Here is a 25,683-nt window from a genome sequence, read left to right on the forward strand (position 1 = left end):
CTCCGTGGGTCACCGCGCACGTGGGGCGGCTGTCTTCGTCGATTCTACGGGCCGGAGCCGGGGGCGGCTCGTCAGCCGGCGTTCTCGCGGCGGTCGAGGCGCGCCAGGAGCAGGGCCTCTGATCGGATCGCGCTGCGGAAGGTCTCGATGTGGAGCGACTCGTTCGGGCTGTGCGCGCGCGAGTGCGGGTCCTCCACGCCGGTGACGAGGATCTGCGCGCCCGGGAAGCGCTCCACCAGGTCGGAGATGAACGGGATCGACCCGCCCACCCCGTAGTCGACCGGCTCAGCGCCGTAGCCCTGCGCGAGCGCGGAGCGCACCTCCTCGACCGCCCAGCCTGACGTGTCCACGAGGAACCCGTCGCCGAGGTCGACCTCGCTGAACTGGAGCTGCGCCCCGAACGGCGCGTGGGCGCGGAGGTGCCGCTCGATCGCGGCGTAGGCGTCCGCGGAGCTCTGCCCGGGCCCGACCCGGCAGCTGACGACGACCGTCACCTCGGGCGAGAGGGTGTTGCTCGCCGCCTCGACCGGCGTGAAGTCGATGCCCGTGACGGTCACGGTGGGCTTGTTCCAGATGCGGCTGAGGATGGTGCCGTCGCCGATGGGCCGCACCCCGTCGAGGAGCCCCGTCTCCTCGCGCAGGCGCCGCTCGTCGTAGGCGGGGGTCTCCGCGTCGCGCTGGGCGAGGCCCTCCACCGCCACCGATCCGCTCTCGTCCCACAGGGTCGACAGCAGGCGGATGGCCGCCATCATCGCGTCCGGCACCGCTCCCCCGAACATCCCCGAGTGCGACGCGTGCGCGAGCGTGCGCACCGTGAGGTGGAACTTCGCGTTCCCGCGCAGCGACACGGTGACGGCGGGCGTGGTCTCGTCCCAGTTTCCCGAGTCGGCGACCACGATCACGTCCGAGCGCATCTCGTCGGCGTGCGCTTCGAGGAACGGGACGAACGAGCGGGATCCGTACTCCTCCTCGCCCTCGACGAACAGGACGATGCCGAGGTCGAGGTCGTCCGCGCCGACGGTCTCGGCGATCGCGCGCAGCGCCGCGATGTGCGTCATGACGCCCGCCTTGTCGTCGGCGGCGCCGCGCGCGTAGATGCGCCCGTCGCGCACGGTGGGCTCGAACGGCGGGGTCTCCCACAGCTCGTCGTCTCCGGGAGGCTGCACGTCGTGGTGCGCGTACAGCATGATCGTCGGGCGTCCCGCGCGCGCCCGGCGCACCGCGAGGACGGCCGGCTGGCCGAGCTCCCCGTCTCCGTCCGCCACGGGAGCGCGCGAGATCGACACGTCGTCGAACAGCCCGGTCTCCTCCGCGAGGCGCGCGATCTCCTCCGCGCTCGCCTCGAGACGGGTCTGATCGAACGCCGGCCAGGCGATCCCCGGGATCCGCACGAGCCGCCCGAGGTCGTCGACGGCGCGGGGGAAGCCCCCCGCGACCGCTTCGAGGAGCGCGTCGTCATCGGAAGGGATCTGGCCGTCCTGAGGAATCGCGGAAGTCATGCGGGTAATCTTAGGAGGATCCTCCCGCTCGACTCCCCTCCGAGGTGCTCCGTCATGGCCAAGAACGCCCAGCCCGCCGACAACGATGCGGCCGACGCCCCCCAGGCCGTCGGCAAGGGGCGTCCGACCCCGACGCGCGCCGAGCAGGAGGCGAAGCGCATCCGGCCCCTCGTCGCCACGACGAAGGAGGCCAAGAAGGCCGCGCGCCAGGACATGCGCGCCCGTCAGGAGCGCGCCCGGGTCGGCATGTCCAACGGCGAGGACCGCTACCTGGGGCCCCGCGACAAGGGGCCGCAGCGCCGCTTCGTCCGCGACTGGACCGACGCCGGATGGCACCTCGGCGAGTTCCTCATGCCGATGATGGTCCTCGTGATCGTCATGACGTTCATCCCGACCTACGCGACCCAGTTCTGGTCGTTCGTCGTGCTGTGGATCTTCATCATCTTCGTCATCGGCGACATGCTGCTGCTCTCGAACCGCGTCAAGGCGAAGGCCGCCGAGAAGTTCGGCGACAAGCGCGAGAAGGGCCTCGGCTGGTACGCCGCGATGCGCTCGATCCAGATGCGCTTCATGCGCGTTCCGAAGGCTCAGGTGCGCCGCGGGCAGTATCCGTCGATCTGAGCGCACGCGCACGAAGAAGGGGGCCGAAGCGAGCTCGGCCCCCTTCTTCGTGCTCAGCGCCGCGACGCGAGCGCGCGGCTGATGCGGCTGGCCCAGAGCGGGCCGCGGTAGATGAAGGCGCTGTAGCCCTGCACGAGGGTCGCCCCCGCCTGGAGGCGCTCGGTCACGTCGTCTGCGGTCTCGATGCCGCCGACCGAGATCACGCAGAACTCGGGATCCGAGACCGCGGCGCGCACGGTGCGGAGGACCGCGAGGGATCGCTCGCGCAGCGGCGCGCCCGACAGTCCGCCCGCGCCGATCCTCTCGACCTCGTCGGGCGCCGCGCGGAGCCCCTCGCGGGAGATGGTCGTGTTCGTCGCGATGAGGCCTGCGAGGCCCGCGTCGCGCGCCAGGAGGGCGATCGCCTCGATCTCGTCGTCCTCGAGATCGGGGGCGATCTTCACGAGGAGCGGCGTCGTGCCGACCGCGTCGCGGACCGCCTCGAGCAGCGGGCGGAGCGTCTCAGCCGCCTGCAGCCCGCGCAGGCCGGGGGTGTTGGGAGACGAGACGTTGACCGCGACGTAGTCGGCGAGCGGCGCGAGCATGCGCGCGCTGCGCAGATAGTCGTCCGTCGCGTCGGCGACGTCGACGACGCGGCTCTTGCCGATGTTCGCGCCGACCACCGCTCCCCCGCGACGCAGGCGGGCGAGTCGCCGGGCGGCCGCCGCCGCGCCGCGGTTGTTGAAGCCCATGCGGTTGACGAGCGCGTCGTCCTCCACGAGACGGAACAGCCGGGGCTTCGGGTTGCCCGGCTGCGGGATCGCCGTGACCGTGCCGATCTCCACGTGCCCGAACCCGAGCGCCGAGAGCCCTCGCACGCCCACGGCGTTCTTGTCGAACCCCGCGGCGATGCCGAGCGGCGACGGGAACGTGCGCCCCAGCGCGCGCACGCGCAACGACGGGTCCGGCGCCGTGAGACGCGAGACGACCGGCCGGAGCGGCCAGGTGCCCGCCGCGCGGATGACGAGCATGCCGACGTGGTGGATCAGCTCGGGATCGGTGTGCCGGAGCACGCGCCGGTAGATCAGGTCGTAGAGCCCCATGTCAGTCCTCGCTCGGCTCGGTGCGGTGGTCGGCGCGCAGATCGGCGATCGCCTCTTCGAAGTCCTCGAGCGAGTCGAACGCGCGGTACACGCTCGCGAAGCGCAGGTAGGCGACCTCGTCGAGGTCGCGCAGCGGACCGAGGATGGCGAGCCCGATGTCGCCCGTCTCGAAGGCGCTCTGCCCCGTCGCGCGCAGCGCCTCCTCGACCTTCTGGGCGAGCAGCGCGAGATCGTCGTCGGTGACGGGGCGCCCCTGACAGGCCTTGCTCACGCCGGAGACGACCTTGCTGCGCAGGAACGGCTCGACCGCGCCCGAGCGCTTGATGACGGTGAGCGCCGCGGTCTCGCTCGTCGAGAAGCGGCCTCCGCATTCGGGGCACTGGCGCCGTCGTCGGATCGACAGGCCGTCGTCGCTGGTGCGCGAATCGATGACGCGCGAGTCCGGGTGGCGGCAGAAAGGGCAGTGCATAGGGCGCTCAGCCTATCGCGACGGACGCCGCAGGGCCCTCAGGGAATCCGCGGCCTCAAGCGAATCTCGCGCGCACGGCCTCGCCGTGCGCGGGCAGCTGCTCCTCGTCCGCGAGCGCGACGATCCGGTCGGCGACCTCCGCGAGCGCCGCGCGATCGTAGGAGATCACCTGCTGCGGACGCAGGAACGTGTACGCGCCGAGCCCCGACCCGTAGCGCGCCTGTCCCCCCGTCGGGAGGACGTGGTTGCTCCCCGCCAGGTAGTCGCCGAGGCTGACGGGCGACGACGGGCCCACGAACACCGCTCCGGCGCTCGTGTACTCCGCGACCGCCTCCTCCGCATCGGCGAGGTGCAGCTCGAGGTGCTCAGGGCCGTAGGCGTTGCTGAAGGCCGCGGCCGTCGCCGCGTCGTCGACGAGGACGATCGCCGACTGCGGTCCGGCGAGCGCCTGCCGCACGCGCTCGGCGTGGCGGGTGCGACCGGCCACGCTCTCGACCTCCTCCGCGACGCGGCGCGCGAGGTCCTCCGACCAGGTGACGAGCACGGCGGAGGCCTGCTCGTCGTGCTCCGCCTGGCTCACGAGGTCGTAGGCGATGAGCCGCGGATCCGCGTCGCCGTCCGCCGACACGAGGATCTCGGTGGCGCCCGCCTCGGCGTCGGTGCCCACGCGGCCGGCGACGACCCTCTTGGCCGCCGCCACGAAGTTGTTGCCGGGGCCGGAGACGACGTCGACGGGATCGAGGTCGAGCGACGGCACGCCGTAGGCGAACGCCGCGATCGCCCCCGCGCCTCCCATCGCGTAGACCTCGTCGACGCCGAGGAGGCCGGCGACGGCGAGGATCGTCGGGTGCACGCGGCCGCCCGCGTCGCTCTGCGGCGGGGAGGCGAGGGCGATCCGGCCGACCCCCGCGACCTGCGCGGGCACGACGTTCATCACGACGCTCGACGGGTAGACAGCCTTGCCGCCCGGCACGTACACGCCCGCGCGCGCGACCGGCTGCCAGCGCTGCGCCACGCGGGCGCCGTCGCCGAGGAGCGTCGCGCGCGGCTCGGGAACCTGGGCCGCCGAGGCGCGGCGCACGCGGTCGATCGACTCCTCGAGCGCCGCGCGGACGTCGGGCTCCAGGCCGGAGACCGCCTCGGCGATGTGCGCGGCGGGCACCCGGATCTCGTGCGCGACGACGCCGTCGAACCGCTCGGCCTGCGCGCGCAGCGCGGACTCGCCGTCCGCGCGGACCTCCTCGACGATCCGCGCGGCCGCGTCATGCGCCGCCTGACGCGCCTCGGCGGCGCGCGGAACGGCGGTGAGGAGCTCGGCGGGGGTCAGGTCCAGACCCCGGAGGTCGATCGTGCGCATGGTGTCCTTCGTGTGAGCGGCTCAGCCGCGGGTGACGCCGGAGATGTCGAACAGGAAGCCGATGCGGCCGTCGTCGTGGCGGATGACGAACACGTCGCCGCGGTCCTCGAGCACGAGCGCCCAGGCGGTCGGGCCGACGCGGAAGCCGGGCTGGCCCTGCGGGTCGTAGACCTGGCGCTCCTCCGGAACGAGCGCCCAGAAGGGCTGGGGCGCGGCGGTCGCCTCCGCTTCGGCGACCGGCTCCGATGCGGGGCCCTCCCCCGCGTCGGGCTCGGACAGCCCGGGAGCCTCCTCCGTCTGCGACGGCGCGGCGTCCTCGACGGGTGCGGCCTGCGTGACGGGATCCCCCGAGGGCACGTCCGCGGCGGCGCCGGGCACGTCCGCGGCGGCCTCGGCCGGCGGCACGGGCGTCTCCTCCGCGGGAGAGGAGAGATCGCTCCCGACGATCGGCGCGACGGGGAACGCCGTCGTCTGCGGGGCGGACTCGGCGACGGGAGGGCCGGCCTGCTGCGGCGCGGCGACGGGCCCGTGCTGCTGGGCCCACGGGGTCGGGATGCTGCCGTAGGGCGCCTGCTGCGGCGCGCCGGCGGGGTGCGGCGCGGCCTGCTGTCCGTCCCACGCGGGCGCGGGCGCGAGGCGCACACGGGCGAGGGGGCGAGCGGGCCGGGCGGTCGGGTGAGCGAGCACCTCGTCGCGCCCCGCGAAGTCATCGGAGAACGGCGGGACGAGCGGCGCCAGGGCGGTGAAGAACAGGCCGGCGAGCGCGACGATCAGCCCCAGCCAGGGCACGGGACTGGCGTAGGGGAAGGCGTTCCAGACGACCGCGAGCCAGACGTAGGCCGTGACGGCGAAGGCCACGGAGGCGAACTGGTCGATGCCGAGCCCGCCGATGCGCTGCAGCGACGGACGGAAGCGGCGCGCCGCGAGGAGCGACGATGCGAGGAGCGGCAGGAGCACGGCGCCGACCCAGTCGATCCCCATGCGCCACACCGGCAGATAGGCGCTCGGCCCGAAGAAGCCGACCTCCGACGTGCGCACGACACTGAAGAAGGACAGGAGGAGCAGAACCGCTCCCGCGCCGACCACGAACCACTCGCGCAGGGTGAACGGACCCGCGCCCTGCTGCGCGTTCGCGGGATCCTCCTCGAGCGGCTGCTCGTGCGACGCCTGCGCGATGAAGCGCTGGTTCGGGAGCGTCCCGGCGGCCGGCTGCTCATTCTCGGGTCGGGGGGCGTTCAGGTCAGTCACGATGCACTCCTTCTGACGTCGCGGCGCGAGACGACCCGATGATCCTACGCGTCGAGATCGAACGGATCATGCGAGGCACTGCGGACCGAGCAGGGCCTTGAGGTCGCCGAACAGCTCGGCGGAGATCCGCACGGGCTTGGGGACCTCGAAGACCTTGGCGACGCCGCCCCTGTGCATCTTCAGATGCACCTCCGTGTCGCCGGCATGCCGATCGAGCACCTCGGCCAGATCGCCCACGACGCGCTCGGTCGCCCGCGCCTCGGGCAGGAGGAGCATGAGCGGGCCGGACACGTCGTCCGTGCCGATGTCGGGCGCGAACGCCGCCTGCGCGTGGATGTTGAGCCCGTCGTCGCGGACCGACACGCGACCGCGCACCACGAGGATCGAGTCCTGCTGCAGGATCGGCTGGAACTCCGTGTAGGTCTTGCCCATGAACATGACCGTGACCTCGGCCTCGAAGTCCTCGATCGTGATCATGCCGTACGGGTTGCCGCTCGACTTCGCCACGCGATGCTGCGCGGTCGTCACGAGCCCCGCGATCATGACCTGGTCTCCGTCCGAGACGTCCTCCGAGTTCAGGAGGTCGTTGATCGTGATCGACCGGTGCTTCGCGAGCGGCACTTCGAGCCCCGCCAGCGGATGGTCGGAGACGTACAGGCCGAGCATGTCGCGCTCGAACGCGAGCTTGTCCTTCTTCGTCCACTCGGGTCGCTCCGGCACCTTGTTCGCCGCCTGCGGCTCGTCCCAGAGGCTGTCGAAGTCGAACCCGATCGCTCCCCCGGCGGCGTTGCGCTTGTCCGAGACGGCCTGCTCGACGGCCTGCTCGTGGATCTCCACGAGCGCGCGGCGCGTGGAGCCCATCGCGTCGAAGGCCCCGGCCTTGATGAGCGACTCGACCGTCCGCTTGTTCGTCACGTGCATCGGCACGCGATCGAGGAAGTCGTGGAACGACGTGTACGGCCCCTCCTCCCGCGCCTGGATGATGCCCTCGACCACGTTGTGGCCGACGTTGCGGACCGCGCCGAGGCCGAAGCGGATGTCGTCGCCGACGGCCGCGAAGAACTCGATCGACTCCGACACGTCGGGCGGGAGCACCCGGATCCCCATGCGCCGGCACTCGTTGAGGTACATCGCGAGCTTGTCGCGCGAGTCGCCGACCGACGTCAGCAGCGCGGCCATGTACTCGGCCGGATAGTGCGCCTTCAGGTACGCCGTCCAGTAGGAGACGACGCCGTACGCCGCCGAGTGGGCCTTGTTGAAGGCGTAGTCCGAGAAGGGCAGCAGGATGTCCCAGAGCGCCTTGATCGCACCGGCGCTGAAGCCGCGCTCTCTCATCCCCGCGGAGAAGCCCTCGTACTGCTTGTCCAGCTCGGACTTCTTCTTCTTGCCCATCGCGCGGCGCAGGATGTCGGCCTGTCCGAGGCTGAACCCGGCGACCCTCTGCGCGATCGCCATCACCTGCTCCTGGTAGATGATGAGGCCGTACGACTCCTCGAGGATGTCGGCGAGCGGCTCCTCGAGCTCAGGGTGGATCGGCGTGATCGCCTGCTCGCCGTTCTTGCGCAGCGCGTAGTTCGTGTGGGAGTTCGCCCCCATCGGCCCCGGACGGTAGAGCGCGATGAGGGCCGAGATGTCCTCGAAGCTGTCGGGCTTCATGAGGCGCATCAGCGACCGGAGCGGACCGCCGTCGAGCTGGAAGACGCCGAGCGAGTCGCCCCGGGTGAGGAGCTCGTACGCCTTGCGGTCGTCGAGCGCGAGGTGCTCGAGGTCGAGATCGACCCCCTGGTTGGTGCGGACGTTGTCGATCGCGTCCGAGATGATCGTGAGGTTGCGCAGCCCCAGGAAGTCCATCTTGATGAGGCCGAGCGACTCGCACGCCGGATAGTCGAACTGCGTGACGATCTGGCCGTCCTGCTCGCGCTTCATGATGGGGATGATGTCGATGAGCGGGTCGCTCGACATGATCACGCCGGCCGCGTGCACGCCCCACTGGCGCTTCAGCCCCTCGAGTCCCACGGCGCGGTCGTAGACCGTGCGCGCCTCCGGGTCGGTCTCGATGACCGTGCGGAACTCGCTCGCCTCCTTGTACCGGGGATGGTCGGGGTCGAACATGCCGTCCAGCGGCATGTCCTTCGCCATGACGGGCGGCGGCATCGCCTTCGTGAGCCGCTCGCCCATGCTGAACGGGAAGCCGAGCACGCGACCCGCGTCCTTGAGCGCCTGCTTCGACTTGATCGTGCCGTAGGTGACGATCTGCGCGACGCGCTCGTCGCCGTACTTCTCGGTCACGTAGTCGATGACCTCGCCGCGGCGCCGGTCGTCGAAGTCGACGTCGAAGTCGGGCATCGACACGCGGTCGGGGTTGAGGAAGCGCTCGAAGATGAGGCCGTGCTCGAGCGGGTCGAGGTCGGTGATGCGCATCGCGTACGCGACCATCGACCCTGCGCCCGATCCGCGCCCCGGCCCCACGCGGATCCCGTTCTCCTTCGCCCAGTTGATGAAGTCGGCGACCACGAGGAAGTATCCGGGGAACCGCATCTGGGTGATGATGCCGATCTCGTACTCGGCGCGCTTGCGCACCTCGTCCGGGATGCCGTTCGGGTAGCGGTAGTGGAGGCCCTTCTCGACCTCCTTGACGAACCAGCTCTCCTCCGTCTCGCCGTCGGGGACGGGGAAGCGCGGCATGTAGTTCGCAGAGGTGTCGAACTCGATCTCGCACCGCTCGGCGATGAGCAGCGTGCTGTCGCAGGCCTCGGGGTGGTCGCGGAACATCTGCCGCATCTCGGCCGCGGACTTGATGTAGTAGCCGTCGCCGTCGAACTTGAAGCGGTTCGGGTCGTCGAGGGTCGATCCGGACTGCACGCACAGGAGCGCCTCGTGGGCGGTCGCGTCGTGCTGGTGGGTGTAGTGCGAGTCGTTCGTGGCGACGAGCGGGATCCCCAGATCCTTCGAGATCTTCAGCAGGTCGCCGATGACGCGGCGCTCGATGTCGAGGCCGTGGTCCATGATCTCGCAGAAGTAGTTCTCCCTGCCGAAGATGTCCTGGAACTCGGCCGCCGCCTGACGCGCCTCCTCGTACTGTCCGAGCCGGAGGCGCGTCTGGACCTCGCCCGAGGGGCAGCCGGTCGTCGCGATGAGGCCCTTGGCGTAGGTCTGGAGCAGCTCGCGGTCCATGCGCGGCTTGAAGTAGTAGCCCTCCAGGCTCGCGAGCGAGCTGAGCCGGAAGAGGTTGTGCATGCCGGGGGTGTTCTCGGCCCACATGGTCATGTGGGTGTAGGCGCCGGCTCCCGAGACGTCGTCGCGCTTCTGGTCGGCTGTTCCCCACGCCACGCGCGTCTTGTCGGAGCGGTGGGTGCCGGGGGTGACGTACGCCTCGAGGCCGATGATGGGCTTCACGCCGGCGGCCTTCGCCGCGTTGTAGAACTCGAAGGAGGCGTAGTTGTTGCCGTGATCGGTCACCGCGATCGCCGGCATCTCCATCTCGGCCGCGGCCTTCGTCATCTCGGTGAGCTTCGCCGCCCCGTCGAGCATCGAGTACTCGCTGTGGACGTGGAGGTGCACGAAGTTGTCGGAGGCCATGGCTCCAGTCTAGGTTCGCCGGATGGCCGTCGGCCGGGCGAGGCGGCGAGTCCGCCGAGCGCGTCGGACGACGAGGACGCCCCTGCGTCGGGCGGAGGCCGCCGCGGTCTCCCGAGGCGCTCAGCCCTCGCGCAGGACGTCGAGCGCGTGCTGCAGATCGGCCGGGTAGGGCGACGCGAAGGAGACCGTCTCCCCCGTCGACGGGTGCGCGAACGAGAGCCGATGCGCGTGGAGCCACTGCCTGGTCAGGCCGAGGCGCTCCGAGAGCGTCGGATCGGATCCGTAGAGCGGGTCGCCGACGCAGGGGTGGCGGTGAGCCATCATGTGCACGCGGATCTGATGGGTGCGGCCCGTCTCGAGGTGCACCTCCAGCAGGCTCGCCCGCGGGAACGCCTCGATCGTCTCGTAGTGCGTGATCGAGTCCTTCCCCGACGGGGTGACCGCGAACTTCCACGAGTGGCTCGGATGCCGCCCGATCGGCGCGTCGATGGTGCCGGCGAACGGATCCGGATGCCCCTGGACGACCGCGTGGTAGATCTTCTCCACCGTGCGGTCCCGGAAGGCGCGCTTGAGCACCGTGTAGGCGTGCTCGCTCTTCGCGACGACCATGAGGCCGCTCGTGCCGACGTCGAGGCGATGGACGATGCCCTGCCGCTCGGCGGCTCCGCTCGTCGCGATGCGGACGCCCGCGGCGAGGAGCGCGCCGGGAACGGTCGGCCCCTCCCATCCGACGGACGGGTGCGACGCGACGCCCGCCGGCTTGTCGACCACGACGATGTGCGCGTCCTCGTGCACGATGCGGAGGTCGGGGACCTCGACGGCGACGACGACGGGATCCCGCCGCTCCTCCCAGGTCACGTCGAGCCAGGATCCGCCCGTCACGCGGTCGGACTTGCCCACCGCGCGGCCGTCGAGCTCGACGCCCCCGGCCGCCGCCACCTCGGCCGCGAACGACCGGGAGAAGCCGAGCATCTTCGCGAGCGCCTGATCGACCCTCTGCCCCTCGAGTCCCTCCGGAACCGGGAGGCGGCGCGATTCAGGCATCCGCCGTCTCCTCGTCCTCCTCGCGGCGCGCCAGGTCCCGGCCGCGCGTGCCGTCGAGCCGGAGGTCGATGACGACGAGCAGCGCCACGGAGAGCATGCCGCCGACGATGAAGATGTCGGCGACGTTGTAGATCGCGGGGTCCGTCCAGAACCACATCCACGGGGTGAGGATGAAGTCGACCACGTGGCCGACGCCGAATCCCGGCTCCCGCAGCAGCCGGTCGGCGAGATTGCCGAGCACGCCGCCCAGCAGCAGCCCCAGGACCACCACCCACAGGCGCGATCGCACCCGCGTGATGGCGAGGAAGACGATCGCGCAGGCGACGAGCGCCAGCGCGATCGTGAAGATCCAGGTGACGCCCTCCCCCATGGAGAACGCGGCGCCCGGGTTGTACACGAGCAGCCACTGCAGCGCCTCGCCGACGACCGGCACCGGCTGGCGCTCCTCGAGGGAGGCGATGGCGGCGCTCTTGCTCAACTGGTCGGCGGCCAGCACCACGACTGCGAGGACAGCGATCGCGATGCCGGCCGCCGGACCGGGAAGAGGTGCTCTTCTCGTCACAGACGTCCGCGGCTCAGAGGCCGAACGCGGACGACGGCGAGTTGCCCTTGTCGGAGCCGCCGGGAGCGTCGAGGTCGGCGAGCTTCTGCTCGAAGTAGCCGCGCAGCTGCGCGCGGTAGTCGCGCTCGAACTGACGCAGCTCGGTGATCCGCCCCTCGAGGCTCTTGCGCTCGCTGTCGAGCTTCTGCGAGATCTCGCGCTGCTTGGCCTCCGCGGCCGACACGATGCTCGACGCCTTGAGCTCGGCCTCGTCGACGAGCTGCTTCGCCTTCGCCTCGCCCTCCGCGACGTGCTCGTCGTGCAGGCGCTCGGCGCGGGCGATGATGCTCGCGGCGCTCGAGGCGGTGCTCGTGACGCTCGACGTGTCGGCGGTCGGCTCCGGCTCCGCGGGAGCCGCGGGCTCCTCGACGACGGGCTCCGGGGCCGGAGCGGGCTCGGGGGTCGCGGCCGGGGCGGCGGCGGGAGCGCCGCTCTCGAGCTCGGCGACGCGCGCCTTGAGCTGCTCGTTCTCCTCGATCGTCTTCCGCCACTCGACGACGATCTCGTCGAGGAAGTCGTCCACCTCGTCGGGGTCGAAGCCCTCCTTGAAGCGGACGTGCTGGAACTGCTTGGTGACGACGTCTTCCGGCGTCAGGCTCATAATGTCGGCTCCTCTTTCGATGGCGAGATCATCTTAGATCAGAAGTGTCGGGTCAGAACATGAACACGATCGCACGCAGGACGCTCATCAGGACGAAGCACAGCAGCATCGTCAGAGCGAACCCGAGGTCGATCGCGACCTGTCCGATCCGCAGCGGCGGGATGCGCTTGCGGAAGAAGCGGATGGGAGGATCGGTCAGCGTGTACACGGCCTCGCACAGGACGAGCATGAAGCCGCGGGGACGCCAGGACCGGTTGAACAGCGGGATGTACTCGAGGATGAGACGCACGAACAGCGTCACGACGTACAACGAGAGCACGATGTGCAGGATCGTTGCGACGAACCCGATGAGACCCACGAGAGACCACCCTACGCGACGGGACCCGGCGCGCCCAAAGGCGCCCCGGGTCCGAGACCTGACGAGCTGATCCGGCGTCAGCCGGAGAACGCCGTGTCGTCGGCGGGAGCGATCCCGCCGTCTCCCGACACCGCGATGTTCTCCGGGCTGAGCAGGAAGACCTTGCTCGTGACCCGCTCGATGCGGCCGTAGAGCCCGAGCGACAGTCCGCTCGCGAAGTCGATGAGGCGCCTGGCGTCGGCATCGCTCATCTGCGACACGTTGATGATGACCGGGAGCCCCTCGCGGAAGTGCTCCGCGATCGCCTGCGCGTCGCGGTACTGCTTCGGGTGGACCGTCACGATCTCGCTGACCGACCCGGAGGCGGGCTGGTGCACGACGGCGGGGCGACGCAGGGGGGTCACGGGAGCGGTCCTCTCATCATCGTGCGGGGTCTCCTCGCGGTGCTCGCGCTGCGGCGTGCGGGCGGGCTGCTGCGGGGCGACCTCCTCGGCGTATTCCTCTTCGTCTGCGAGGCCGAGGTAGACCATCGTCTTCTTGAGCGGGTTCGCCATGGCGTCCTCCGGGTGTGTCGTCGTGCTCGTCTTGTGTGAAGGCTAATCGCGCGACGGCCGCTGACCGGTGATTGCGGTGCCGATCCGCAGGTGTGTCGCGCCGGCGGCGACGGCCTCCGCGAAGTCGTGCGACATGCCGGCCGAGATCGCGGCCGCGTCCGGCGCGATCGACCGGACGCGCGCCGCGTGCGCCGCGAGCCGCTCGAACGCCACGGCGGGGTGCTCCTCGAGGGGCGCCACGGCCATCGTCCCGACGAGGCGCAGGGACGGGGAGGAGACGATCGCCTCGGCGAGCGCCTCCAGATCGGCGGGCGCCGCGCCTCCGCGGCCCGGATCGTCCGTGAGGTTCACCTGCGCGAAGACGTCGAGGGGCGCGTCGCCCGACTCGGCCGCCCGCTCGAGCGCGTCGACCAGCCGCACCCGATCCACCGAGTGGACCGCGTCGGCGGCGCGCCGGACCGCACGCGCCTTCTTCGTCTGCACCTGGCCGATCGCGTGCCACCGCAGGCCGGAGAGCCCGTCGAGCTCGGCCCGCTTCGCCGTGAGCTCCTGCTGCCGGTTCTCCCCGACGTCGCGCACGCCGAGGGCGTGCAGCTCGGCGACGAGGGACGCCGGATGGAACTTCGTCACGACGATGCGGGTGAGCTCCGCCGGCGAGCGGCCGGCGGAGCGCGCCGCGGCGGCGATCCGCTCGTCGACCTCGGCGAGGCGCGACGCGAGCGAGGTCACTTCAGGAATTCGGGGATGTCGATGTCGTCATCGTCGTACCCGCCGGGCTCGGGCAGGGCCTGAGCCGTGGGGATCGAGGGAGCCGGCTGCTCGACGATCGCCTGCGGCCGCTCCTCTTCCTCCTGCGCGTCGGCGGAGGGCGCCTCGGACGAGGCGCCGTCGCCCGGGAGCACGGGCCGTCGCGGCTCCTCGCTCCGCGCGCCGAAGGACGGGACCTCGACGCGCGGCGCCGGATCGCCCCCGTCGAAGCCCGCGGCGACGACCGTGACCCGGACCTCGTCGCCGAGGGTGTCGTCGATGACGGTTCCGAAGATGATGTTCGCCTCGGGGTGCGCGGCCTCCTGCACGAGGCGGGCGGCATCGTTGATCTCGAAGATGCCGAGGTTCGACCCGCCCTGGATCGACAGGAGCACGCCGTGCGCGCCCTCGATCGAGGCCTCGAGCAGCGGGGACTCGACCGCGAGCTCGGCCGCCTTGATCGCGCGGTCGGCGCCGCGCGCCGATCCGATGCCCATGAGCGCGGACCCCGCGCCCTGCATGACGCTCTTGACGTCGGCGAAGTCGAGGTTGATGAGTCCCGGCGTCGTGATGAGGTCGGTGATGCCCTGCACGCCGGCGAGGAGCACCTGGTCGGCCGTCGCGAACGCCTCGACCATGGAGATGCCGCGGTCGCTGATCTCGAGCAGGCGGTCGTTCGGCACGACGATGAGGGTGTCGACCTCCTCCTTGAGCACGGACACGCCCTGCTCGGCCTGCTGCTGGCGCCTGCGCCCCTCGAAGGAGAACGGCTTCGTGACGACGCCGATCGTCAGCGCGCCGATGGACTTGGCGATGCGCGCGACGACGGGCGCGCCGCCGGTGCCGGTGCCGCCTCCCTCGCCCGCGGTGACGAAGACCATGTCGGCGCCCGCGAGCGCCTGCTCGATCTCCTCGGCGTGGTCCTCGGCGGCGCGTCGGCCGACCTCGGGGTCGGCGCCCGCGCCGAGACCGCGCGTGAGATCGCGGCCGACGTCGAGCTTGACGTCGGCGTCGCTCATCAGCAGCGCCTGCGCATCGGTGTTGATCGCGATGAACTCGACGCCGCGCAGCCCGATCTCGATCATGCGGTTGACGGCGTTGACGCCGCCGCCGCCGACGCCGACCACCTTGATGACGGCGAGGTAGTTCTGGTTCTGGCTCATGCTGCCTCCATCGAATGAACCCGGGCTGCCGCCGGCGGCTCCCTCGGCGAGCCCTCAACCTTAAACCTCAACAGGAGGGTTAAAGTATGCGCCGGCATAGATCTTGTGCTCGTGTCGACGCTACGTGGGATGCGGCGGACATCCGTCAACGCGCCGGGGCGTGTCGGGAGAAATCGCTCCCCGGGCGCGTCAGCCGACGACGAGCACCCCGGCGGAGGAGACGTCGTAGACCGAGACCTCCTCGGGAGGGTTCGCCTTCATCCCGCTCTTCAGCGTCTCGAGCTTGCGCGCCGTGTCCTCCGAGCTCCCCCAGACCACGCGCACGCCCCCGCCGTCGGAGAGGAACAGCGCGATGTCCTCGGGCGAGGACGCGGACACGGACGTCACGCGCGAGAGGACGTCGTCGGGCAGCGAGCGCAGCACCTGGCCCGCCGCGGCGAACGCCGCGGATCCCGGCCCTCCCTCGGCGTCGGCGATCGGCAGCCCCTCCGGCCGCTCCGGATCGGTCGCGAGCGCCACGCCCGCGGCGTCGACGGTCGTGAAGCCCGCGTCCGACTCGATGACGGCGACCGGGGTGCGCTCGACGATGCGCACGACGAGCTCGTGCGGGGGGCGCGCCTCGACCTGATAGGTCTCGATGAGGGGGAAGCCGACGAGCTCCGCCTTGATCTCGCTGTGGTCCACGAGAGGCAGGGGTCTCCCCCGCTGCGCGTCGAGCGCGGAGGAGATCGCCTCGGGCGAGATCGTCTCCGCCCCGACGACCTCGATGCTCTCGACGGCGAACAGCGGACTGTAGGCCGCGCCCACGCTTCCGGCGCCGACGATCAGGAAGGCCGCCCCCGCGCCGATCCACGCCCGGCGACGGCGCCGCGAACGCGCCGTGAACCGGCGCACCTCGCGACGCTCGAGGGAGCTCTGCCGACGATGCTCCCGCCAGCGGCGCAGCCGCCCGCCGTCCGACGACCAGCGGGAGTCGGGGACGTCCCCCGCGTCGTCGTCCTCGAGCGGATCCTCCCCGGATCCCTCGCCGCTGTCCGCCCCGCGCCCGCGTCGGACGAACGACAGCAGATCCGTCGGCCGGCGCCGCGGCGTCTCCTCCTCGAGCGCGCCGGACGGCGCGTCGGCCTCCTCGTCGGCCGGCGCGCTCGACCGCTCGCGCGGCGGCAGGGGGCCAGGACGCTTCACGCTGCGCTCCTCAGTTCCGGGGCGCCTCGCCGCGGAGCGCCTCGAGCACCTGCGGGATGATGAGGTATACGTTGCCGCACCCGAGCGTGATGATGAAGTCGCCCGGCTCGGCCACCTCCGCCGCGCGCTCGGCCGCGCGCTGCCAGTCCGGCTCGTACGACACGTCCGACGCGTCCCGGAACGCGCTCGAGACGAGCTCGCCCGTGACACCCGGAATCGGATCCTCGCGCGCCCCGTAGACGTCGAGGACGACCGTGTGGTCGGCGTGCTCCTCGAGCACCTGCGCGAACTCCCCCGCCATGAGCTGCGTCCGGGAGTAGGTGTGGGGCTGGTGGAGGGCGATGATCCGCCCGGCGCCGACGACGTCGCGCGCGCCCTGGAGGGCGGCGGCGACCTCCGTCGGGTGATGGGCGTAGTCGTCGAAGACCCGCACCCCGCGCTCCTCGCCGTGCAGCTCGAAACGCCGCACGGTGCCGCCGAAGGCCTCCACGGCCCGCAGCGCTGGCTCGAGCTCGTACCCGAGCGCGATCAGCACCGCGACCGCGCCGGCCGCGTTGATCGCGTTGTGCCGGCCGGGGACGGTCAGCCGCCCCTCGACCCGCTCGTCTCCCCTGACCAGAGCGAAGGACACAGGGCCCTCGGTCGAGATGCCCTCGACGCGGAGGTCCGCGCCGGCCGCCTCGCCGAACGTGACCACGTTGCCGTGCGTCAGGCGCGCGGCGACGCGCTGCGCGCCCGGGTCGTCCGACGAGATGACGACGGCCTCGCTCGCCGCGTCGGCGAAGCGCACGAAGGCGTCGTCGAAGGCCTCGTGGGAGCCGTAGTGGTCGAGATGGTCGGCGTCGACGTTCGTGATGAGGGCGACCGCGGTGTCGTACAGGAGGAACGTGCCGTCCGACTCGTCGGCCTCGACGACGAACAGGTCGTCGGAGCCTCCGCGGCTGGAGACGCCGTACGCCTGGATCACCCCGCCGTTCACGAAGCTGGGATCCGCCCCGAGCCCCTCGAGGCCGGTGACGATCATGCCGGTCGACGTCGTCTTGCCGTGGGCGCCCGCGACCGACACGAGCCGGTGCGATCCGATGAGGAACGCCAGCGCCTGCGAGCGGTGCAGCAGCGTGAGGCCGCGCTCCCTGGCCGCGAGCAGCTCCGGGTTGTCGGGCCAGATGGCCCCCGTGTAGACGACGACGTCGACGTCTCCCAGGTTCGCCGCGTCGTGGCCGATGCTCACGCGGGCGCCGAGCTCCGCGAGATCGCGGGTGTTCTGGCTCTCCGCGCGGTCGGACCCCGAGACGGGCACGCCCGCGGCGAGGAACATCCGGGCGAGGCCGGAGATGCCGGACCCGCCGATGCCGATGAAGTGCACGGAGCGGATCTCGTCCGGGATCGGGACGGTGAGGTCGGGAGCGATCATGATCAGGCCTTCCCCGCGCTCGCGAGCGCGCGGTCGAGATGGGCGACGACGTTCTCCGTGCCGCGGCGGGTGCCCGCCTCGCGTGCGGCGGCGGCCATCTCGTCGATCGCACGGCGGTCGTTCAGCAGCGGCATGACCTCGTCGCGCACCCGGTCGGAGTCGAACTCCGCGTCGTCGATGAGGAGCGCCGCGCCCGCTCGCACGCTGGCCGCCGCGTTGAGCGCCTGCTCGCCGTTGCCGACGGCGTACGGCACGTAGACGGCGGGGATGCCGAGGGCCGCGATCTCGGAGACGGTCGACGCGCCGGCGCGGGAGACGATGAGGTCGGCGAGCGAGAAGGCGAGATCCATGCGGTCGACGTAGCGCCGCATCGCGTACCCCTCCTGCTCGGGATCGACGAGGTCGCTCTTCTCCCCCGTGATGTGCAGCAGCTGCCATCCCGCGCCGCGCACGTCGCGCCAGGATCCGATGAGCGCGTCGTTGATGCGGCGCGCGCCGAGCGAGCCGCCGAACGCGAGGAGCACCGGCTTCGCGGGGTCGAGGCCGAAGTACCGCGCCGCCTCCTCGCGGAGGGCCGCGCGGTCGAGGTCCGCGATCTCCGGGCGCAGCGGCATGCCGACGACCTCGCCTCGCTTCAGCGGGGTGCCCTCGAACGCGACGCCGACGGCGGCGGCCGATCGCGCGCCGAGCACATTCGCGAGGCCGGGGCGGGCGTTCGCCTCGTGGACCACCGCGGGCACGCCCTCGCGCCGCGCCGCCACGTAGGCGGGCGCCGCCGCGTATCCGCCGACGCCGAGCACGACGTCGACGCCGCGGTCGCGGATGTAGCCGCGCACGCGCGAGACCGCCGCCGAGAAGCGCCGGGGGAACCGCAGCGCCGCGAGGTCGGGGCGGCGGGGGAAGGGGACCTTCTGCACGATCAGCAGCTCGTAGCCGCGCTCGGGGACGAGCCGGGACTCGAGCCCCTCCGCCGTGCCGAGCACGAGCACCTCGTCGTCGGGGCGGCGCGCCTTCAGCGCGTCGGCGACCGCGAGCAGGGGGTTCACGTGTCCGGCGGTGCCGCCGCCGGCGAGCAGGTAGGTCGTCACCGGACGATCTTATGCCGTTCCGCCTGGGGGTCGGCGGAGCCGCCGCGGGGCGGCAGCGTGCGCGCGAACGACAGCAGCACGCCGCAGGCGAGTAGGATCGCGATGAGCGACGATCCGCCGGAGGACAGGAACGGCAGCGGCACGCCGAGCGCCGGGAACACGCGCAGGACGACGCCGATGTTCACGAGCGCCTGCCCGATGATCCAGGTGCCGAGGCTCCCCGCCGCGACCCGCACGAACAGGTCGTCCGTGCGCTGCACGATGCGGAAGATCGCCACCGCGAGCACCGCGAACAGCGCGAGCACCACGACGCACCCCAGCAGCCCGAGCTCCTCGCCGAGGATCGCGAAGATGTAGTCGTCCGCGGCCGCGGGCAGCCAGTTGTACTTCTCCTTGGAGTTGCCGAGGCCGACCCCGAGGATGCCGCCTCCCGCGAGCCCCCAGATGCCGTGCAGCGGCTGGTAGCAGGTGTCGAGGTAGTCGGCGCACTCGCGGTCGAACACGCTGAAGATGCGCCGCATGCGGTTCTCGCTCGTGAAGATGGCCGCCGACACCCCGGCGAGGCCGACGACGACGATCGGGAGGATGAACCGCAGCGGATACCCGCCGAAGAACATCGCCCCGAGCACGATGAGCGCCATGATCATGGTCGTGCCCAGGTCCTCGCCGGCCATGACCGTGGCGAGGGCGAGCCCCGCGACCGGCAGCAGCGGGATCATCGCGTGCCAGAACCGATGGGCGAGCGGACGCTTGCGGGCGATGATGAAGGCCAGCCAGACCGCGAGCCCGAGCTTGAGGAACTCCGACGGCTGCAGCGTCGACGAGCCGATCAGGATCCAGTTGCGGTTGCCGCCGAACTCGTGCCCCAGGGGGGTGAACACGAGCATCTGCAGCGCGATGCCGAGGCCCAGCGCGATCCACGCCAGCTTGCGGAACCAGGACGCGGGGAAGCGGCTGAGCAGGAACATCGCGGGGATCGCGACGGCCGCGTAGATGAGGTGGGTCGTGCCGCCTCCGAAGGGGCTGCCACTGTCGCGGATCGAGGTCACGGTCGTCGCGGAGAACACCATGACCACGCCGAACGCCGTCAGCAGCACCGCCGTGGAGGCGATGAGGAGGAACTCGACGGAGACGGGGCGCATCCCGCGCCCGAGGCTCACCCGGGCGGCGAGCAGGCGGCGCTCAGTGCGCTCCTGCGTCTTCTCCGTCGCCATGGGCGCTCCCCTTCTCGATCCGGTCCGCCACGGCCCGAGCGAAGCGGTCGCCGCGCTCGCCGTAGGTGCGGAACTGGTCGAACGACGCGGCCGCCGGCGCCAGCAGGACGACGTCGCCGCTCCGGGCGACCGCGTCCGCCAGCTCGACGGCGCGCGCCATGACGTCCTCAGTCTGCGCGTCGTCCACCTCGTAGAGGGGCACCCCGGGGGCGTGTCGGGCGAACGCGTCGCGCACGGGGGCGCGGTCCGCTCCGATCACGATCGCGGCCTTCGTCCGCGCCCCGTGGTCCGCGACGAGCGCGCCGATGTCGACGCCCTTGAACAGGCCGCCGACGATCCAGATCGCGCCCGGGTGGGCGGTGAGCGAGGCGACCGCCGCGTGGGGGTTCGTCGCCTTCGAGTCGTCGATCCAGGTGATCCCGCCCGAGCGCCCGACGACCTGGATCCGGTGCGGATCGGGCGAGAACCCCGCGAGCGCGTCGCGCACGGCGGCGTGGGCGATGCCCGCCGAGAGGCTGAGGGCCGCGGCCGCCAGGATGTTCCGCACCATGTGCGGAGCGGCGAGGTCGCGCTCCCGCAGCGCGTCGATCGTCGTGATCTCCGCGGCCGATGTGCGGCGGTTCTCGACGAACGCCCGGTCGGCGAGGATGCCCTCCACGACGCCCAGGTCGCTCGGGCCCGGGATGCCGAGGTCGAAGCCGATGGCGCGCGCGCCCTCGGTCACCTCGGCCTCCTCCACCATGCGGAGCGTCGCCTCGTCGGCCTTGCTGTAGACGCACGCCGTGGTCGTGTGACGGTAGACGACGGCCTTCGCATCGCGGTACGCCTCGGCCGAGCCGTGCCACTCGAGGTGGTCGTCGGCGAGGTTGAGGCAGACGGACGCGAGCGGCACGGGCGCCCCCGGGCCGTCCGTCAGCCCGAGGTACCAGAGCTGGTGGCTCGACAGCTCGACGACGAGCACGTCGAACCCGGCCGGGTCGCGCACCGCGTCGAGGATCGGCACGCCGATGTTGCCACACGGCGCGGCGCGCAGACCGCCCGCCACGAGCATCGAGGCGGTGAGGTTCGTCGTCGTGGTCTTGCCGTTGGTCCCGGTGATGAGGATCCACTCGGCGGGGGTCCCGTCGGGGCGCACGACCTTGTCCCGCACCCGCCAGGCGAGCTCGATGTCGCCCCAGAGGGGGATCCCCGCCTCGCGCGCCCACGCGATGACCGGGTGGGACGGGGAGAAGCCGGGCGAGGCGACGACGACGTCGGGAGCGAAGTCGACGAGCTCGCGCGGCGCCTCCGAGAGCGGCGTCTCGAGGAGCGACGCGCCGATCACCGGGATCAGGCGCGCGTGCTCCTCGTCGGCCGTCTCGGTGACGACGAGCACCTCGGCGCGGAGCTCCGCGAGCGTGTCCGCCACCGAGAACCCCGTCGCGGCGAGGCCGAGGACCGCGACGCGCAGGCCGGCCCAGTCGGCGTTCCAGCTCGTGAGAGCGTCGAGGCGGGAGAGCGCGGGACCGGTCATACTCGGGAGAGCCATTCGATGTAGAGCAGGCCGACGCCGCTGATCGCGAAGAGCCCCGCGATGATCCAGAACCGCACGACGATCGTCGACTCGGGCCAGCCGCGCAGCTCGAAGTGGTGGTGGATCGGGCTCATCAGGAACAGGCGCTTGCCGTGCGTGAGCTTGAAGTAGAGGCGCTGGAGGATGACGGAGCCGCTCGACATGACGAACAGCCCGGCGATGAGCACGCCGAGGAGCTCCGTGCGGGTGAGCACGGCCATCGCCGTGATCACGCCGCCGATCGCCATCGAGCCGACATCGCCCATGAAGACCTTCGCCTTCGGCGCGTTCCACCAGAGGAATCCGATGAGCGAGCCGACGACCGCGGCCGACACGATCGAGAGATCGAGGGGATCGCGCACCTGGTAGCAGGCCGCGAGGTTGTCCGGGGCGATGCCCGCTCCCCCGCAGGTCTGGTTGAACTGCCAGAACGCGATCGTGCTGTAGGCGCCGACGACGAAGATGCCTGCGCCCGCGGCGAGGCCGTCGAGGCCGTCCGTGAGGTTCACGGAGTTCGAGAAGCCCGTGCCGAGCAGCGACAGCCACGCCATGTACAACAGCCAGCCGAGCACCGGGGTGAGCGCGAAGAACGAGAGCACGTCGATGTCTCGGATGAAGGAGATGTACCCGCTGCCGGGGGTGAGCTCGTAGCGGTTGCGGAAGTGCAGGGCCGCGATGCCGAACGGCACCATCACGAGCACCTGGCCGACGATCTTCTTCCACCCGGACAGGCCCGCGTAGTTCTGCATCTTGACTTTGAGGAAGTCGTCGATGAAGCCGACGAGGCCGAACCCGAGCATGAGCCAGATGACGAGCCAGCCCGAGATCGTGGGCGGATTCCCGCCGCCGTAGGTGCCCGCCAGGTATCCGACGATCGTGCCGAGGATGAAGATGACGCCGCCCATCGTGGGCGTGCCCCGCTTCATCTCGTGCTTGGGCGCGTTGAAGCCCTCGCCGTCGGTGCGGATGACCTGTCCCCATCCCCAGTGGCGGAACAGCCGGAGGAAGACGGGGGTGAGCAGGAGCGTGAAGGCGAGCGAGATCGCCGCCGCCGCCAGAAGGGATCTCACGAGAACGCCTCTCCCAGTCGATCGCCGAGCAGACGGAGCCCGGCGGCGTTGGACGATTTCACGAGCACGCGATCGCCGTCGCGCAGCTCGTCCGCGAGGTAGTCGTACGCCTCGTCCGCGGTGGCGAAGAACACGGCCTCCCCGCTCCACGACCCCTCGGCGATCGCGGCGAGGTAGAGCGCGCGGGCCTCCTCGCCGACCACGACGATCCGCGGGATGCGCAGGCGCACGGCGAGGAGCCCGATGCGCTGGTGCTCCTCGACGTGCTGGTCGCCCAGCTCGTTCATCGCGCCGAGCACGGCGACCATGCGCTCGCCCGGTCCGGTGATCTGCGCGAGGGTGCGCAGGGCGGCCTGCATCGCGTCGGGGCTGGCGTTGTAGGCGTCGTTGATGATGCGGACCCGGTCGGATCCCATCACCTGCATGCGCCAGCGCTCCGCGAGCTCGACCCTCTCCAGGCGCGCGGCGGCGCGTCGGGGGTCGACGCCGAGCGCGACCGCCGCGGTGAGGGCGGCCATCGCGTTCTTGACGTGGTGGGCGCCGAGAACCTGCAGGTGCAGGTCGATGCGCTCCCCGTCGACCTCGAGGACGGTGTCGGTGCCGGAGGCGGTCACGGCGACGTCGAGCGCGCGCACCTGGGCGCCCTCGCCCTCCCCGAACCAGCGGACGGAGACGCCGCGCGCCTCCGCGGTGGGCGCCATCGCGCTCACCCGCGGGTCGTCGGCGTTCAGCACCGCGACGCCGCCCGGCCGCACGGCCTCCACGAGCTCGCGCTTGGCGAGAGCCGTCCGCTCGATGCCGCCGAAGCCGCCCGCGTGCGAGAGGCCGACCATGAGCACGACGCCCACGTCCGGGGTCACGAGGCCGGCCAGGCGGGCGATCTGCCCCGGGGCGTCGGCGCCCAGCTCGCAGATGAGGAACTCGGTGCTCTCGGTCGCGCGCAGCATCGTGAGCGGCGCCCCGACCGCGTTGTTGAAGGACGCCACCGGCGCGACGGTCTCGCCGACCTCGCCGAGCACGGCGGCCAGCATGTTCTTCGTGGTGGTCTTGCCGTTCGATCCCGTGATGCCCACGACCCGCAGACGACCGAGGGCGCGCACGCGCGCGACGACCTCCCGCGCGAGGCGCGCGAGCGCCTCCACGACGTCCTCCACGACGATCTGCGTGACGGGCTCGTCGACGGGCCTCTCGACGAGGGCCAGCGCGGCCCCCTTCTCGACGGCCGCCCCGATGAAGAGGTGGCCGTCCGTCGTCTCGCCGGGCTTCGCGACGAAGACGCCGCCGGGTGCGATGGCGCGGGAATCGGTGTCGACGGCGCCCGACACCGCGGTCTCCGCGGTGTCTCCGCCGTGCAGCCGCAGGTCGCCGTCCGCGAGGGAGGCGATCTCGGCGAGGGTGAGAGCGATCATGTGTCTAAGGTGTTCTCCTGCTCGCGAGCGCGGATCAGTCCGTGAACTTGGGAAGGGGCTCGAACGGCTCGCTCGACGGCATCACTCGATAGGTCTTCAGGACCTGGGTCATCGCCTTGTTGAACGCCGGGGCGGTGGCCGCAGATGACGTTACCCTACGCGGCTCGTCGAGCGTCACCATGACGATGTACTCAGGATCCTCGGCCGGCGCCATGCCGATGAGGCTCGTGTAGTAGGCGTTCGCCTTGTATCCGCCGCTGCCGTCGGTCTTCTGCGCGGTTCCCGTCTTGGCGGCCACGCGGTAGCCCGGGATCGAGATCTGCTCGGAGACGGCGCCCTCGGCGGCGACGTTCTCGAGGATCTGCACCGTCTGGTCGGCGGCCTGCTCGCCGATGACGCGCTCGGCCTCGGGCAGGTCCTCCTTCTCGACGGTGCCGTCCGCGCGGGTGCAGCCGTCGACGATGTGGAGCGGCTGCCGGACGCCGCCGTTCGCGAGCGTCTGGTAGGCGCTCACGACCTGCGGCATCGTGACGAGCATCGCCTGGCCGAAGGTCGTCGCGTAGTAGGTCTGGTTGTCCCACGTGTCGGCGGGGTGCAGCAGTCCCGGCTCCTCCCCCGCGAAGTCGATCGGCGTGGGCGTTCCGACGCCGAACCGCTCGAGGTACTCCTGGCGGGTCTGCGCGGGGACGAGCTCGCCGATCTTCGACAGCGCGACGTTGGACGAGTCGACCATCGCTCCGGCGAGCGTGTACTCGTACTGCGGGTGGGAGAAGGAGTCGCCGACGCGCGCGCCGTTCGGGAACTCCTCGAAGCCCGAGGCGGAGACGTGCGTCAGGGGCGTCGCGGCCCCCTGGTCGAGCACGGTCGCCGTCGTGAGCGCCTTGAAGGTCGAGCCCGGCTCGAACGGGGTGGTGAAGATGCGCGAGCCGCGATCCTCGGGCTCGGCCGCGGAGGGATCGTTCGGATCGACCGTCGGGTACTCGACGGCGGCCTTCACCTCGCCCGTGGCGACCTCGGCCACCATGATCTGCCCGGCGAGCGCCTGCTGCGTCTCGACCTCCTCCTTGAGCATCTGGAGGAGGTACCAGCTGAGGTCGGTGTCGATCGTCAGCTGCAGCGTGCCGCCGTCGGTCGCCGGAGAGGAGTGGGTCGTGCCGGGGATGCGGACGCCGTGGTCGCCGGACACCTGGTAGGTGATCTCGCCGTCCTCCGACGCGAGGCAGCCGTCCTCGATCCGCTCGTATCCGGCGAGGGGCTCCTCGTCGCCGCCGACGAAGCCGACGATGTTGCCGGCGACGGCTCCGTTCGGGTAGGTGCGGGACTTCTGCGTCTCGAAGCTCAGCATCGGCGCGTCCAGCTGGAGGAGGTCGCGGTACTGCTCGGTCGTGAGCCCGGTCGCGATGCGGAGGTACTGGGCGTTCGGGTTCGCCTCGAGCGCGTCGGCGACCGACTTCTCGATGTCGGAGCCGCTCGCGTCGACGATCTCGCCGATGCGCTCGGCGAGATGCCCCCACGACTCCACGTACTCCTCGCCGGCGTCGTCGTGGCGCGTCACGTCCTGGGCGTGGCGGGGGTTGATCACGGCGATGTAGCGCACCGTGCTCGAGGCGAGGACGTCGCCGGCGTCGTCGACGATCGATCCGCGCACGCCGTGCACGGTGTCCGACTGCACCATCGAGGCGATGGTCTGGGAGTCCTCGACGTGCTCCTGTGCGCGCACCACCTGGATGTCGAACAGCCGCACGACGAACGCGAGCAGCACGACGAGGATCGCGACGAGCGCGACGCTCGTGCGGCGCCGCACGCTCGGGGCGGTCTTCGCGGTCAT

22 protein-coding genes are annotated in these 25,683 nt (G+C 71.5%); 1 reads left to right on the forward strand and 21 read right to left on the reverse strand.

The features are described from left to right. Positions 1-71: 71 nt before the first annotated feature. Entirely contained in the window at positions 72-1,499 is a 1,428-nt protein-coding gene (locus NHL53_RS06620; RefSeq protein WP_433776062.1) for a dipeptidase, read from the reverse strand. A 54-nt stretch (positions 1,500-1,553) separates the two neighbouring features. Between NHL53_RS06620 and NHL53_RS06625 the strand changes: the two genes are divergently transcribed. Further along, on the forward strand, positions 1,554-2,120 hold the full coding sequence (locus tag NHL53_RS06625; protein WP_433776063.1) for a DUF3043 domain-containing protein: 567 nt from the start codon (positions 1,554-1,556) through the stop codon (positions 2,118-2,120). Between the two features lie 53 nt (positions 2,121-2,173). Here NHL53_RS06625 and NHL53_RS06630 read toward each other — a convergent pair whose 3' ends face one another. The 20 genes from NHL53_RS06630 to NHL53_RS06725 all read right to left on the reverse strand — a co-directional run bounded on the left by NHL53_RS06630 (position 2,174) and on the right by NHL53_RS06725 (position 25,683). After that, a complete protein-coding gene (locus tag NHL53_RS06630) occupies positions 2,174-3,202 on the reverse strand; it encodes a quinone-dependent dihydroorotate dehydrogenase (protein WP_433776064.1) in 1,029 nt (342 codons plus the stop codon). Between the two features lies 1 nt (position 3,203). Continuing rightward, entirely contained in the window at positions 3,204-3,671 is a 468-nt protein-coding gene (gene nrdR / locus NHL53_RS06635; RefSeq protein ID WP_433776065.1) for a transcriptional regulator NrdR, read from the reverse strand. Positions 3,672-3,726: 55 nt separating this feature from the next. Next, positions 3,727-5,028, reverse strand: a complete 1,302-nt coding sequence (hisD, locus tag NHL53_RS06640) for a histidinol dehydrogenase (RefSeq protein WP_433776066.1) — start codon at positions 5,026-5,028, stop codon at positions 3,727-3,729. 21 nt (positions 5,029-5,049) lie between these two features. Beyond that, the gene (locus NHL53_RS06645; protein WP_433776067.1) at positions 5,050-6,276 is read right to left on the reverse strand and encodes a hypothetical protein; all 1,227 of its coding nucleotides are present in this window, start codon (positions 6,274-6,276) and stop codon (positions 5,050-5,052) included. Positions 6,277-6,342: 66 nt separating this feature from the next. Then, positions 6,343-9,855 (reverse strand): DNA polymerase III subunit alpha, encoded by a 3,513-nt coding sequence (dnaE, locus tag NHL53_RS06650; protein WP_433776068.1) that lies wholly within the window; start codon positions 9,853-9,855, stop codon positions 6,343-6,345. Between the two features lie 120 nt (positions 9,856-9,975). Continuing rightward, the gene (locus tag NHL53_RS06655) at positions 9,976-10,899 is read right to left on the reverse strand and encodes an RluA family pseudouridine synthase (protein WP_433776069.1); all 924 of its coding nucleotides are present in this window, start codon (positions 10,897-10,899) and stop codon (positions 9,976-9,978) included. Then, a complete protein-coding gene (locus NHL53_RS06660) occupies positions 10,892-11,461 on the reverse strand; it encodes a signal peptidase II (protein WP_433776070.1) in 570 nt (189 codons plus the stop codon). Before NHL53_RS06660 ends, NHL53_RS06655 begins: the two co-directional genes overlap by 8 nt. 13 nt (positions 11,462-11,474) lie before the next feature. After that, positions 11,475-12,101, reverse strand: a complete 627-nt coding sequence (locus NHL53_RS06665) for a DivIVA domain-containing protein (protein WP_433776071.1) — start codon at positions 12,099-12,101, stop codon at positions 11,475-11,477. Positions 12,102-12,153: 52 nt separating this feature from the next. Next, on the reverse strand, positions 12,154-12,459 hold the full coding sequence (locus NHL53_RS06670; protein ID WP_433776072.1) for a YggT family protein: 306 nt from the start codon (positions 12,457-12,459) through the stop codon (positions 12,154-12,156). Between the two features lie 77 nt (positions 12,460-12,536). Further along, on the reverse strand, positions 12,537-13,013 hold the full coding sequence (locus tag NHL53_RS06675) for a cell division protein SepF (RefSeq protein ID WP_433776073.1): 477 nt from the start codon (positions 13,011-13,013) through the stop codon (positions 12,537-12,539). 42 nt (positions 13,014-13,055) lie between these two features. Then, positions 13,056-13,742 carry a YggS family pyridoxal phosphate-dependent enzyme gene (locus tag NHL53_RS06680; protein WP_433776074.1) on the reverse strand — a complete coding sequence of 229 codons (687 nt, stop codon included), beginning with the start codon at positions 13,740-13,742 and terminating at the stop codon, positions 13,056-13,058. After that, positions 13,739-14,923, reverse strand: a complete 1,185-nt coding sequence (gene ftsZ / locus NHL53_RS06685; protein ID WP_433776075.1) for a cell division protein FtsZ — start codon at positions 14,921-14,923, stop codon at positions 13,739-13,741. The genes NHL53_RS06680 and ftsZ overlap by 4 nt, the downstream gene beginning before the upstream one ends. A gap of 189 nt (positions 14,924-15,112) precedes the next feature. Next, the gene (locus NHL53_RS06690) at positions 15,113-16,108 is read right to left on the reverse strand and encodes an FtsQ-type POTRA domain-containing protein (protein ID WP_433776076.1); all 996 of its coding nucleotides are present in this window, start codon (positions 16,106-16,108) and stop codon (positions 15,113-15,115) included. Between the two features lie 10 nt (positions 16,109-16,118). Further along, positions 16,119-17,522, reverse strand: coding sequence for a UDP-N-acetylmuramate--L-alanine ligase (gene murC, locus NHL53_RS06695; protein ID WP_433776077.1), 1,404 nt, complete (start codon positions 17,520-17,522; stop codon positions 16,119-16,121). Between the two features lie 2 nt (positions 17,523-17,524). Beyond that, entirely contained in the window at positions 17,525-18,610 is a 1,086-nt protein-coding gene (locus tag NHL53_RS06700; RefSeq protein ID WP_433776078.1) for a UDP-N-acetylglucosamine--N-acetylmuramyl-(pentapeptide) pyrophosphoryl-undecaprenol N-acetylglucosamine transferase, read from the reverse strand. Continuing rightward, on the reverse strand, positions 18,607-19,824 hold the full coding sequence (gene ftsW, locus NHL53_RS06705; protein ID WP_433776079.1) for a putative lipid II flippase FtsW: 1,218 nt from the start codon (positions 19,822-19,824) through the stop codon (positions 18,607-18,609). Before ftsW ends, NHL53_RS06700 begins: the two co-directional genes overlap by 4 nt. Next, positions 19,793-21,337: a UDP-N-acetylmuramoyl-L-alanine--D-glutamate ligase gene (gene murD, locus NHL53_RS06710; RefSeq protein ID WP_433776080.1), complete on the reverse strand. Its 1,545-nt coding sequence runs from the start codon at positions 21,335-21,337 to the stop codon at positions 19,793-19,795. Before murD ends, ftsW begins: the two co-directional genes overlap by 32 nt. Beyond that, positions 21,334-22,446, reverse strand: coding sequence for a phospho-N-acetylmuramoyl-pentapeptide-transferase (gene mraY / locus NHL53_RS06715; RefSeq protein ID WP_433776081.1), 1,113 nt, complete (start codon positions 22,444-22,446; stop codon positions 21,334-21,336). The genes murD and mraY overlap by 4 nt, the downstream gene beginning before the upstream one ends. Continuing rightward, a complete protein-coding gene (locus NHL53_RS06720) occupies positions 22,443-23,855 on the reverse strand; it encodes a UDP-N-acetylmuramoyl-tripeptide--D-alanyl-D-alanine ligase (RefSeq protein ID WP_433776082.1) in 1,413 nt (470 codons plus the stop codon). The genes mraY and NHL53_RS06720 overlap by 4 nt, the downstream gene beginning before the upstream one ends. A 34-nt stretch (positions 23,856-23,889) precedes the next feature. Beyond that, on the reverse strand, positions 23,890-25,683 hold the full coding sequence (locus tag NHL53_RS06725) for a peptidoglycan D,D-transpeptidase FtsI family protein (protein ID WP_433776083.1): 1,794 nt from the start codon (positions 25,681-25,683) through the stop codon (positions 23,890-23,892).

The organism is Microbacterium sp. gxy059 (genome assembly GCF_050958665.1).
GTDB lineage: Bacteria > Actinomycetota > Actinomycetes > Actinomycetales > Microbacteriaceae > Microbacterium.